An 11,946-nucleotide genomic window follows, 5' to 3' on the forward strand; every position below is an offset into this window, starting at 1 on the left:
AAATCAATGACTAAAATAATTAACATCAAAAATAACGCGACTTTTATCACTTTTTAGTAAAGTTGCACTGGACAAAGCGTACCACAATTGGTGTACTGGTAACCGACACAGCATTTGTGTCTATTTTTCATGTAAAGGTAATTTTGATGTCTAAGATTAAAGGTAACGTTAAGTGGTTTAATGAGTCCAAAGGATTCGGTTTCATTACTCCGGAAGACGGCAGCAAAGACGTGTTCGTACACTTCTCTGCAATCCAGACTAATGGTTTTAAAACTCTTGCTGAAGGTCAGCGCGTAGAGTTCGAAATCACTAACGGTGCCAAAGGCCCTTCTGCTGCAAACGTAATCGCTCTGTAAGATACGTCAGCAAGAATTCAAAACCCGCTTAATCAGCGGGTTTTTTTTGGTCTTTAGTGTGCGGTTGAGGCCGAAAACAGCCAGAAAGCCAGTGCGGTCATGGCAAAAGACCCCAGAAGGTTGACGAAAACGTTCAGTAATGCCCAGCCAAAGCGGCCCTCTTGTAACAAAAACACCACTTCTGCCGAAAATGTTGAGAAGGTTGTTAGACCGCCACAAAATCCGGTGGTGATTAATACTTTCCACACTGGATCAATGTTCGTCATCCTGCTAAACCAGGCGAATCCCATTCCTATGATGAATGCCCCAATCAGGTTTGCAGCCAGCGTCCCCAACGGAATCGCCTGATGCAGCGGGTTAAATCGCATACTTAACAGCCATCTCGCCACGCTTCCCGTACCACCGCCAATAAAAACTGCTAAAAGAAGTTGTAACACTGCAAAATCCTGCTATTTGATTTGTATGAGTGATAAGTGTAACGCCGAATAATCGCCGTTGGCGAATTTTACGACTCTGACAGGAGGAGGTGGCAATGCTGGTTGCCGCAGGACAGTTTGCTGTTACATCTGTGTGGGAAAAGAACGCTGAGATTTGTGCCTCGTTGATGGCGCAGGCGGCGGAAAACGACGTTTCGCTGTTTGTCCTGCCGGAAGCATTGTTGGCGCGTGATGATCATGATGCAGATCTATCGGTTAAATCAGCACAGCTGCTGGAAGGCGAATTTCTCGGACGTTTACGGCGAGAAAGTAAACGTAACATGATGACGACAATTCTGACGATTCATGTTCCTTCAACGCCGGGGCGCGCATGGAATATGCTGGTGGCGCTACAGGCAGGAAACATCGTCGCCCGTTATGCCAAACTGCATCTCTATGATGCATTTGCCATTCAGGAATCACGCCATGTTGATGCTGGTAATGAAATAGCTCCGTTACTGGAGGTGGAAGGGATGAAGGTCGGTCTGATGACCTGTTATGACTTACGCTTTCCAGAGCTGGCGCTGGCACAGGCATTACAGGGAGCTGAAATTCTGGTACTTCCTGCCGCCTGGGTTCGCGGGCCGCTCAAAGAGCATCACTGGTCAACGTTGCTTGCCGCTCGTGCGCTGGATACCACCTGTTATATGGTGGCGGCGGGGGAGTGCGGGAACAAAAATATCGGGCAAAGCCGGATTATAGATCCCTTTGGCGTCACCATTGCGGCAGCGTCAGAAATGCCTGCACTCATTATGGCGGAAGTGACGCCCGAACGTGTGCGTCAGGTGCGCGCGCAACTGCCCGTCTTAAACAACCGTCGCTTTGCGCCGCCGCAATTATTATGATGTTTTTTTACTCGGCGCTTGATTCACCTTGTTACAGATTGCTATTGTGTGCGCGCGTCGAATGACCGTTAATATTCTCTGGTTTTTAAGGCGCGTTCTGTTGCCGGTTATATGTCAAGAAGGTATCTATGGGTGAGATTAGTATTACCAAACTGCTGGTGGTTGCGGCGCTGGTCGTTCTGCTGTTTGGGACTAAGAAGTTACGTACGCTGGGCGGAGACCTTGGAGCGGCCATTAAAGGGTTCAAGAAGGCGATGAATGATGACGATGCTGCGGCGAAAAAAGGCGCAGACGTTGATCTTCAGGCTGAAAAGCTCTCTCATAAAGAGTGACGTGGCGAGCAGGACGCTCCCTCAATATCTTGTTCGATACAAAAAACCCGCTTCAAAAAGCGGGTTTTTTATCAGACAGATGTAAGTAATTATTACAGGATTACTTAACTTCCATCCCTTTCGCCTGCAAATCGGCGTGGTAAGACGAGCGGACAAACGGACCGCATGCAGCATGGGTAAAGCCCATCGCCAGCGCTTCGGCTTTCATTTCGTCGAACTCATCCGGGCTAACGTAACGTTGAACCGGCAGGTGATGGCGGCTTGGCTGCAAATATTGCCCCAGCGTTAGCATCGTCACACCATGACGGCGCAGGTCGCGCATTACCTCAATAATTTCTTCATTGGTTTCACCCAGACCCACCATCAGCCCAGACTTGGTCGGGATTTCCGGATGCGCTTCTTTAAAGCGTTCCAGCAGCTTCAGCGACCAGTTGTAATCTGCACCAGGCCGTACCTGACGGTAAATACGCGGTACGTTTTCCAGGTTATGGTTGAACACATCTGGTGGTGTGGCGGTCAGAATATCCAGAGCACGATCCATACGACCGCGGAAATCCGGCACCAGAGTTTCAATTTTGATTTGCGGGCTTTTTTCCCGAATGGCAGTAATGCAATCCGCAAAGTGCTGGGCACCGCCATCGCGCAGGTCATCACGGTCAACGGAGGTGATAACCACATAACGCAGCGCCATATCGGCAATGGTCTGCGCCAGTTTCACTGGTTCATTGGCATCCGGAGCTACCGGGCGACCGTGGGCAACGTCACAGAACGGACAACGGCGGGTACAAATAGCGCCGAGGATCATAAACGTTGCTGTGCCGTGGTTGAAGCATTCCGCCAGGTTAGGGCAGGAGGCTTCCTCGCAGACAGAATGCAGGCCATTTTTGCGCATTGCGGCTTTGATGCCCTGGATACGTGTAGAGTCCGCTGGAAGCTTGATTTTCATCCATTCCGGCTTGCGCAGCAGGGCTTCGCGCTCTGTTGCCACGTTTTTAACCGGGATAAGGGCCATCTTATCGGCATCGCGGTATTTAACACCGCGTTCCATCACAATGGGTTTACTCATAGCGTGCGTGTTCCAGTTGCGAATTACGAAGGAAAGCGTTTCAATTCAATAGATTGTTGTAATTATCAACTATTTTTGAATTAACGACTGGCAGTATATCATTGAAACGGACCTGAAAGCAGCCAAAGCGGTCGCGAAAATGTAAAATTGTTGTTGGATTGTGCCATTTTTTCGTTCTTCGCTGTGATCTGGCTGTAACAATACTTTTTCAAAATGCATTACGGATAACATCTATTACCCCGTGCAGGATGGGATCACGCAGGCTGAATTTGTTGTAGTGGATAGAGAAATCTACTTGCTCCTCATTTAAGGACGGAAAAGGCAGTTTTTCCAGCGGCCAGCAACGGCTAAACAGGTTATAAAAACGGCTGGGAATAATCGCTAACATGTCACTGTTGGCAACCAGTGCAGCGATTGTCAAAATGTTGTAGCTGGTGAAACTGATTTGCCGGTCCGGAAACATCTCTTGAACTCTCTGCCGCAGACCGCTGAAATTTTGCCCTTCCGGTAACAGGAGTATATGCGCAGCGTTGTCAATAGTCTCTCTGTCATCTTCTAAAGAGAGTAGCGGATTTCCCTCGCGGCAAATTAACACCATATTGTCGGTGAACAGAACATGATGTTGCACCGTACGATTGGTGCAAAACATGTTATCGATGATGAGATCGGTTTGAAACTGACTGAGTTGGTTTTCCGCGTCGCTGATGGGGGGGTTGCGCAGTAAAAGCTGCGGATAGTGAGATTTAATCGCCCGATAGATGACAGGAAGGACCAGGGCTCCGACCGAGGGGGTGGTCGCGATAGTTATCGTTCGTTGCTTATCATAGGTTCCTTCGATATCCAGCGCGCCGAGAATGGATTCAAGGCCCTGACTGATATACTCATGCAAATGCATTGCAAATGCAGTAGGAGTGACGCCCTGGCCTTTGCGAATAAACAATGGGTCAGGGAATATAACGCGCAGTTTCTGAATAGACTGACTGATTGCCGAGGGTGTCAGATTAAGCACTTTCGCTGCATTAACGATCCCTTTATGCACATACACAGCTTCAAAAATAGTCAGAAGGTTAAGATCAATATTTCGTAAGGTTGTAAATATTTGTGGTTTACCTTCTGACGACTTTCTGCTTAAACAGGGTTCAATTTGATTATTACTATCCACGCACTTACTCCAATTTTATTCATGGAAAAATAATATTTAAAAAAATTACAATAATCTTATATCTAATTTGAATGGAACGCTTTTGCTCACCATAGTCAACTATTTCAATAAGTTAATCAATGGGGTGAGTTACGGAGCGAAGCATTGCATCGCATTTCTGCAAGTGATAAAGAAAATATACAAACGCGAAGGAGAAGTAAAGCATTAGCAGGTATTATGAGTAATGACCCAGTGTAAATTGGGCCATTGATGTATGTAATTAAGCGGTAATATATTCGAAGTCGGGATTGTTTAGTAGCACTAAAATATTTTCTAGCAAACGCGGTGCAATATTATTAGTTGTCGCTTCGGGTTTCCATTGTGATATTTTAGCCATTTCCATTCCGGCATACCCACAAGGATTAATACGTAAAAATGGCGAAAGATCCATATTGACGTTTAATGCCAGACCGTGGAATGAACAACCGCGCCGAATACGTAAGCCAAGTGAGCAAATTTTCTTTTCCCCGACATAGACACCAGGCGCGTCAGCCCGAGGATGTGCTTCTATACCCAGTTCAGCCAGGGTATTCACCACTGTTTGCTCGAGCAAGGTCACCAGTTCACGCACACCGAGTTTACGGCGTTTCAGGTTAAGCAACACATACATCACCTGTTGCCCCGGCCCGTGATAAGTCACCTGCCCACCGCGATCGCTTTGGATCACCGGAATATCGCCCGGCATTAAAATGTGCTCCGCTTTTCCTGCCTGCCCTTGGGTGAATACCGGATAGTGCTCGACCAGCCAGATTTCATCAAGAGTACTTTCATCGCGGGTATCGGTGAATTCATGCATAGCCTGGGAGATTGGCTCGTAAGGCTGAAGACCGAGCTGGCGGACAAGAATTTTATCCTGATACAAAACGGCATCTCCGTGGAGAATGAGTAAAAGTGGGGGAAAAGTATATCACAGCGAGGAGAGGGGAGTTACCCGACCAGGGGCCGGGTAAAGAATACGCGAGTTACAGAACCATGCGGACAATATCGATTTTGCCCAGTTCTTCATACAGTGTTTCAACCTGCTCAATATGAGTGGCGTTGATAGTGATAGATACCGAGTGGTAGTTGCCTTTGCTGCTTGGTTTTACCATTGGGGTGTAGTCACCTGGCGCATGGCGCTGTACCACTTCAACCACCTGATCAACCAGCTCAGGTAACGCCTGCCCCATAACTTTGTAAGTAAAAGGAGTAGGGAATTCAAGCAGTTCGTTAAGTTTGGTTTTCATGTCAGCTCCGGCGTAACGTAATTAAATAGCAACTCCCGCCAGAAGGCGGGAGTTTTTTACTGATGCTTAGTATATGGGGGCGGAAATCACACTTTCAAGTGTTCGATTTTTAACCAAACCAGTGATGGAACATTAACTTAATGTAATCAATGATTTTGCCGAAGAAGTTGCCTTCCGGGATTTCTTGCAGCACAACCAGCGGGCGTTGTTCAATCGTTTTGCCATCAAGCTGGAAGTTGATAGTACCGACGACCTGATTCTTTTGCAGCGGCGCATGCAATTCACTGCTGTTCAGCACATAGCTGGCTTTCAGATCTTTCATGCGGCCACGCGGAATGGTCAGGTACACGTCTTTATCAACACCTAACGAAGCGCGATCAGAATCACCAAACCAAACCGGTTCAGAGGCGAACTCTTTACCTACTTTCAGTGGGTTAACGGTTTCGAAGAAACGGAAGCCCCAGGTTAGCAGTTTTTTACTTTCGGCTTCACGGCCTTTAAAAGTACGTCCGCCCATCACCGCAGAGATCAAGCGCATCTGGCCTTCAGTCGCAGAAGCAACAAGGTTGTAACCTGCTTTGTCAGTGTGTCCGGTTTTGATGCCGTCGACATTCAGGCTGTTATCCCATAACAGGCCGTTACGGTTCAGCTGGCGAATACCGTTAAACGTAAATTCTTTTTCTTTATAGATCGAGTATTCATTCGGTACGTCACGGATCAACGCCTGGCCGATCAGCGCCATATCTCGCGCGGAGCTGTACTGACCGTCAGCGTCGAGACCGTGCACGGTCTGGAAGTGAGTGTTTTTCAGGCCCAGTGCGTTAACGTAGCTGTTCATCAAGCCAACAAAAGCGTCCTGGCTACCAGCGGCAAAATCGGCCATGGCGACGCAAGCATCGTTACCCGATTGCAGGTTAATACCGCGGATCAGCTGAGAAACCGGAACCTGCATGCCCGGTTTGAGGAACATCAGCGAAGAACCTTTAAATACCGGGTTACCGGTGGCCCATGCGTCGTTGCCGATGGTGACTAAATCAGTTTCTTTAAATTTACCGGCTTTCATTGCCTGGCCGATAACGTAACTGGTCATCATTTTGGTCAGGCTGGCAGGATCGCGGCGGACATCTGCGTTCTGTTCGGCGAGCACTTTGCCCGAGTTATAGTCAATCAGGATGTAGGACTCCGCATCGATCTGCGGTACACCCGGGATCATAGTTTTGATATTCAGGTCATCAGCATGTGCAGCAGAGATAAAGGCTGTGCAAAGAGCCGTGGTGAGCGCCAGGCGCTTCATGATACGAGCGGAAAAAATGGTATTCATGGTCTGAACTACGACATCCGTGATGGAATTAAAAAAAGTGCCCTACTATAGCAAATGCACTACCGGCAGGCATCTGACTTTCCGCGTGACTTTGTTAACGTCATTTACAGAAATTGACACATCAGATGCCTGCTTTACGCTACTGCGCGGTGGTAATAAATGACTGTAATTGGGCTTCGGTTTGCAAACGTTGCTGCAAGGTACTGGCTTCGGCTTTGCTGGCGAATGGGCCAAGCTGGATCCGCCAGACCGCGCCATTTTGAGTTACGCGACCGGGGACGCCGAACTTCTGTCCCAGTTGCTGTTGGTACTGTTGCGCACGCGCCTGATCGCTTACGGCCCCAACTTGCACCATAAAGTTGCCGCTAGTGCTTTGCGAGGCGGCTTGCGGTGTCACCATTGCAGGCGAGGTTGCAGGCGTTGTCGAGGGAGCTGTAACAACGGGCTGTGGCGCAGGTGTTGGTTCGCTGCCTTCCAGCACACCAGGCGCTAACGTCGTTGGTGCACCGAGGAAACCGCTGCTGGTTACCGGCGCGCCGGTCGGATCTTCGCTTTTTAGCGTCGAATTACTGACCGGAAGAATGTCACCCTGCGGGCCAGACACTGAACTTGTTCCCGCGCCACCGCTTAAATCGGGAGGTGCAGGCAGGGCGTAAGTCTGTTTGGCAACTGTGGTACAGGCCATACCAGGACCAGAAAGCGAACCATCCTGGGCGACAATAATCGGATCGATACGAACTTTGGTGTTGTTTGACGTGTTAAGACGGTCAGCTGCCGCGCGAGAAAGCGAAATAACGCGGTCGTTGCCGTAAGGACCGCGATCATTAATGCGCACCACGATCATTCGCCCGTTAGCCAGGTTAGTGATTCTGGCGTAGCTGGGGATCGGAAGCGTTGGATGGGCCGCTGTCAGCTGTGTCGGATCGAATGCTTCGCCAGAGGCCGTCAGGTTACTGCCGGGTTCGGCATCATAGATTGCCGCCAGTCCCGCCTGGCTAAATCGAGACGGATCCTGCACGATTTTGTAGCTTTTACCGTCGCGCTGGTAATCCTGATTTGCCGTCGCGTTCAGTGGTTCGAAACGCGGGTCCGCCCCGCTAATTTCAACTATGGGGCCGTTACATACCGCAGGCTGCGGTACACTTACCGTCTGTTGCTGACCATCATCGCTTGTACATGCCGCGAGCATTCCTGCCGCGATGCAGATCCCGAGCCACTGCTTACGCATTGCGCACCTCTTACACGCTTTTCGACAACATTTTCCTGTGGGTGTGGATTGACATTACAATCCCGAACCCAGCCATCAGCACAATTAGCGCCGATCCTCCATAACTGACCAGTGGGAGCGGAACCCCTACAACCGGCAGAATACCGCTTACCATACCAATATTTACGAAGACATAAACGAATAATATCAGCATTAAGCCGCCAGCCATGACGCGACCAAAGGTGGTTTGCGCTCTGGCGGCTATCCACAGCCCGCGCATGATCAGCAGAATGTAGAGAGCGAGCAGAATCAAAATGCCCACTAATCCCAGCTCTTCCGCCAGTACCGCGAAGATAAAGTCGGTATGGCGTTCGGGGAGAAATTCAAGCTGTGACTGAGTGCCATGCAGCCAGCCTTTGCCGCGTAATCCGCCGGAGCCAATAGCAATTTTAGACTGAATAATGTGATAGCCCGCGCCGAGTGGGTCTGATTCCGGGTCCAGGAGCATCATTACGCGCTGGCGCTGGTAATCATGCATCAGGAAGAACCACAGAATCGGAATGAACGCCGCTACCAGCACTACTGCGACGCCAATCAGACGCCAGCTAAGGCCAGAGAGGAACAGTACAAACAGACCAGAAAGCGCAACGAGGATTGATGTTCCCAGGTCAGGCTGTGCAGCCACCAGCAGCGTGGGCATAAATATCAGCACCAGCGCGATGCCGGTGTTCTTCAACGATGGCGGGCAAACGTCGCGGTTGATAAAGCGTGCTACCATCAGTGGTACGGCTATTTTGGCAATTTCCGACGGCTGAAAACGAACGATACCGAGGTCCAGCCAGCGTTGAGCGCCTTTAGAGATGGCACCAAAAGCATCTACTGCTACCAGCAAAATAATACAGATGATATAGAGATAGGGGGCCCAGCCTTCATAAACGCGTGGAGGAATTTGCGCCATCACCACCATGATGACCAGACCCATCGCGATTTGGCCGATTTTACGCTCCATCATGCCAATATCCTGACCGCTGGCGCTCCAGATAACCAGGGCGCTGTAAACCAGCAATGCCAGTAAGATCAGCAGCATTGTGGGATCGAGATGGACTTTATCCCAGAATGTTTTTTTATTCGGATTATCCGTCATGATTAATGGTCCTCCGCTGCGGCAACCGCTGGATTTTCCGCAGGCAGATCGGTGTTGTTATCACCCAGCATAATGTGGTCGAGGATCTGGCGCATCAGCGTACCAACCGCCGGACCCGCACCGCCGTTCTCCAGAATCATGGCGACAGCGACTTGCGGATTGTTGTATGGCGCAAAGGCGGTCATCAGTTTGTGGTCACGTAAACGCTCGGCAATTTTGTGCGCATTATAGGTTTCGTTCGCTTTCAGGCCGAAGACCTGAGCCGTACCGGATTTTGCTGCAATTTTGTACGGTGCGCTGGCAAAGTATTTATGCGCCGTACCGTTAGGGCGGTTAGCAACACCGTACATACCGTCTTTTGCCAGCTCCCAGTAACCGGAATGAATATCGCCGACGGGCGGTTCATGCGGTTGTACCCATGGCACCTGTTTGCCGTCTTCAGCGGTGCTCATCAGCAAATGTGGAACTTTCACGATACCGTCATTAATCAGGATCATCAGTGCCTTACTCATCTGGATTGGGGTCGCTGTCCAGTAACCCTGACCGATACCAACCGGAATGGTGTCACCCTGATACCACGGTTTTTTAAAGCGTTTCTGTTTCCATTCGCGGGTAGGCATGTTGCCGGAACGTTCTTCCGCCAGGTCGATACCGGTGTAATGACCATAACCGAATTTACCCATCCATTCGGAGAGGCGATCGATTCCCATATCGTAGGCCACCTGATAGAAGAAGGTATCCGCAGATTCTTCCAGCGATCTTGTGACATTCAGACGCCCGTGGCCCCATTTTTTCCAGTCACGATAACGTTTTTCTGAACCTGGCAGTTGCCACCAGCCTGGGTCAAACAGCGTCGTATTGCGCGTGATCACTCCGGCGCTCAATGCCGAAACCGCCACATAGGGTTTAACTGTAGACGCGGGAGGATAAACCCCCTGTGTGGCGCGGTTCACCAGCGGTGTATTTGGGTCGTTCAGCAAGGCGGAATAATCTTTGCTGGAGATACCGTCAACAAACAGGTTTGGGTCATAACTAGGCGTGGAAACCAGCGCCAGCACCCCACCTGTACGCGGATCGGTGACTACCACCGCTGCGCGGCTACCCGCCAGCAGCGTTTCAATATATTGCTGGAGTTTGAGATCCAGCGTCAGGTAAATATCGTGTCCGGCTTGCGGTGGCACTTCTTTTAACTGGCGGATAACACGCCCACGGTTGTTAACTTCAACCTCTTCATAACCGGTCTGACCGTGCAGCACGTCTTCATAGTAACGCTCAATGCCCAGCTTACCGATATCATGCGTTGCCGCATAGTTGGCCAGTTTGCCGTCATTATTCAGGCGTTCGACGTCTTTATCGTTGATTTTCGACACATAGCCGATGACGTGGGTCAACGCCGAACCGTAAGGATAGTAACGACGCTTATAGCCTTTAACTTCGACACCCGGAAAACGGTACTGATTGACGGCAAAGCGTGCCACTTGTACTTCAGTCAGGTTAGTTTTCACCGGAATGGAGGTGAAACGGTGTGAACGTGCGCGCTCTTTTCGGAATGCAGCAATATCGTCATCGGTCAGATCAACCACACTGCGCAAAGCGTCCAGCGTTTGCTGCACGTTATCGACTTTCTCCGGCATCATCTCTATCTGGTAGATAGTGCGGTTAAGTGCCAGAGGGATACCGTTACGGTCGTAGATAATGCCGCGGCTGGGCGCGATAGGCACCAGCTTAATGCGGTTTTCATTAGATCGGGTCTGGTAATCGGTAAAGCGAACAATTTGCAGATTATACAGGTTGGCGATAAGCACGCCGGTCAGCAGCAAAATCCCCAAAAAGGCGACCAGCGCCCGGCGCACAAACAGCGCGGACTCTGCCGTATAGTCGCGAAAAGAGTTCTGTAGTTTCATCCGCTGCGTTTTCTACTCAAAGCTCCCTTATCACTCACGGTGATAAGGATGGTTGGTGGTGATGCTCCACGCCCGGTACAGACTCTCTGCGACCAGCACGCGAACCAGCGGATGGGGAAGGGTAAGCGCCGACAGCGACCAGCTTTGTTCCGCCGCCGCTTTGCAGGCAGGCGACAACCCTTCAGGCCCGCCAATCAGCAGACTGACGTCGCGACCATCCAGCTTCCAGCGTTCCAGTTCAGCGGCTAACTGCGGCGTATCCCAGGGCTTGCCTGGAATATCGAGGGTGACAATGCGGTTTTTGCCTGCGGCTGCCAGCATCTGCTCACCCTCTTTGTCGAGTATGCGCTTGATGTCCGCATTCTTGCCGCGTTTTCCGGCCGGAATTTCAATCAGCTCGAAGGGCATATCTTTCGGAAAACGACGCAGGTACTCGGTAAAACCGGTTTGTACCCAGTCCGGCATTTTCGTTCCCACGGCGACAAGTTGCAGCTTCACGCATTAACTCCAGAGTTTTTCCAGTTCATACAGGCGACGGCTCTCTTCCTGCATGACATGGACAATCACATCGCCCAAATCCACGACAATCCAGTCGGCACTGTTTTCACCTTCTACGCCGAGCGGTAACAGGCCCGCTGCGCGAGACTCCTGCACAACGTGGTCAGCAATGGACATAACATGACGGCTGGACGTACCCGTACAGATGATCATGCAGTCGGTGATGCTGGATTTGCCCTGAACGTCTAAGGCGATGATGTCCTGACCTTTGAGGTCATCAATTTTGTCGATAACAAAATCCTGGAGTGCTTTACCCTGCAAGTTTTCCCCCTGGGTGAATCAAATAGATAAAAATGGTCTGTCAGTATAC

The 11,946-nt window shown here is 50.3% G+C and carries 14 protein-coding genes; 3 read left to right on the plus strand and 11 right to left on the minus strand.

All coding sequences use genetic code 11. From position 1 onward, the window contains the following. The first annotated feature begins 146 nt into the window (after positions 1–146). Positions 147–356, plus strand: a complete 210-nt coding sequence (gene cspE, locus QUE34_RS03455) for a transcription antiterminator/RNA stability regulator CspE (protein ID WP_000034825.1) — start codon at positions 147–149, stop codon at positions 354–356. Between the two features lie 53 nt (positions 357–409). Here the strand turns inward: cspE and crcB are convergent, their stop codons facing one another. Next, entirely contained in the window at positions 410–793 is a 384-nt protein-coding gene (crcB, locus tag QUE34_RS03460; protein ID WP_000939738.1) for a fluoride efflux transporter CrcB, read from the minus strand. A gap of 95 nt (positions 794–888) precedes the next feature. Between crcB and QUE34_RS03465 the strand changes: the two genes are divergently transcribed. Continuing rightward, positions 889–1,677: a deaminated glutathione amidase gene (locus QUE34_RS03465; protein WP_001305561.1), complete on the plus strand. Its 789-nt coding sequence runs from the start codon at positions 889–891 to the stop codon at positions 1,675–1,677. 128 nt (positions 1,678–1,805) lie between these two features. Beyond that, positions 1,806–2,009 carry a twin-arginine translocase subunit TatE gene (tatE, locus tag QUE34_RS03470; RefSeq protein ID WP_000503931.1) on the plus strand — a complete coding sequence of 68 codons (204 nt, stop codon included), beginning with the start codon at positions 1,806–1,808 and terminating at the stop codon, positions 2,007–2,009. Between the two features lie 100 nt (positions 2,010–2,109). Here tatE and lipA read toward each other — a convergent pair whose 3' ends face one another. The 10 genes from lipA to rsfS form a co-directional block, all read right to left on the minus strand. Further along, positions 2,110–3,075, minus strand: a complete 966-nt coding sequence (lipA, locus tag QUE34_RS03475; RefSeq protein ID WP_000042632.1) for a lipoyl synthase — start codon at positions 3,073–3,075, stop codon at positions 2,110–2,112. A gap of 208 nt (positions 3,076–3,283) precedes the next feature. Beyond that, entirely contained in the window at positions 3,284–4,237 is a 954-nt protein-coding gene (locus QUE34_RS03480) for a YbeF family transcriptional regulator (protein ID WP_000378039.1), read from the minus strand. A gap of 259 nt (positions 4,238–4,496) precedes the next feature. After that, the gene (lipB, locus tag QUE34_RS03485) at positions 4,497–5,138 is read right to left on the minus strand and encodes a lipoyl(octanoyl) transferase LipB (protein ID WP_000284041.1); all 642 of its coding nucleotides are present in this window, start codon (positions 5,136–5,138) and stop codon (positions 4,497–4,499) included. A gap of 100 nt (positions 5,139–5,238) precedes the next feature. After that, complete coding sequence (ybeD, locus tag QUE34_RS03490) at positions 5,239–5,502, minus strand: DUF493 family protein YbeD (RefSeq protein WP_286338925.1); 264 nt, start codon at positions 5,500–5,502, stop codon at positions 5,239–5,241. 109 nt (positions 5,503–5,611) lie between these two features. Then, positions 5,612–6,823, minus strand: coding sequence for a D-alanyl-D-alanine carboxypeptidase DacA (gene dacA, locus QUE34_RS03495; protein ID WP_001092082.1), 1,212 nt, complete (start codon positions 6,821–6,823; stop codon positions 5,612–5,614). Between the two features lie 139 nt (positions 6,824–6,962). After that, the gene (gene rlpA / locus QUE34_RS03500; RefSeq protein WP_096310577.1) at positions 6,963–8,051 is read right to left on the minus strand and encodes an endolytic peptidoglycan transglycosylase RlpA; all 1,089 of its coding nucleotides are present in this window, start codon (positions 8,049–8,051) and stop codon (positions 6,963–6,965) included. Positions 8,052–8,061: 10 nt separating this feature from the next. Beyond that, the gene (mrdB, locus tag QUE34_RS03505) at positions 8,062–9,174 is read right to left on the minus strand and encodes a peptidoglycan glycosyltransferase MrdB (RefSeq protein WP_000131719.1); all 1,113 of its coding nucleotides are present in this window, start codon (positions 9,172–9,174) and stop codon (positions 8,062–8,064) included. A gap of 2 nt (positions 9,175–9,176) precedes the next feature. Further along, a complete protein-coding gene (gene mrdA, locus QUE34_RS03510; protein WP_000776191.1) occupies positions 9,177–11,078 on the minus strand; it encodes a peptidoglycan DD-transpeptidase MrdA in 1,902 nt (633 codons plus the stop codon). A gap of 30 nt (positions 11,079–11,108) precedes the next feature. Beyond that, the gene (gene rlmH / locus QUE34_RS03515) at positions 11,109–11,576 is read right to left on the minus strand and encodes a 23S rRNA (pseudouridine(1915)-N(3))-methyltransferase RlmH (RefSeq protein WP_000776104.1); all 468 of its coding nucleotides are present in this window, start codon (positions 11,574–11,576) and stop codon (positions 11,109–11,111) included. A gap of 3 nt (positions 11,577–11,579) precedes the next feature. Further along, a complete protein-coding gene (gene rsfS, locus QUE34_RS03520) occupies positions 11,580–11,897 on the minus strand; it encodes a ribosome silencing factor (RefSeq protein WP_001161664.1) in 318 nt (105 codons plus the stop codon). Positions 11,898–11,946: the final 49 nt, after the last annotated feature.

Source organism: Escherichia sp. KS167_9B (assembly GCF_030295215.1).
In the GTDB taxonomy this organism is placed as follows: domain Bacteria; phylum Pseudomonadota; class Gammaproteobacteria; order Enterobacterales; family Enterobacteriaceae; genus Escherichia; species Escherichia coli_F.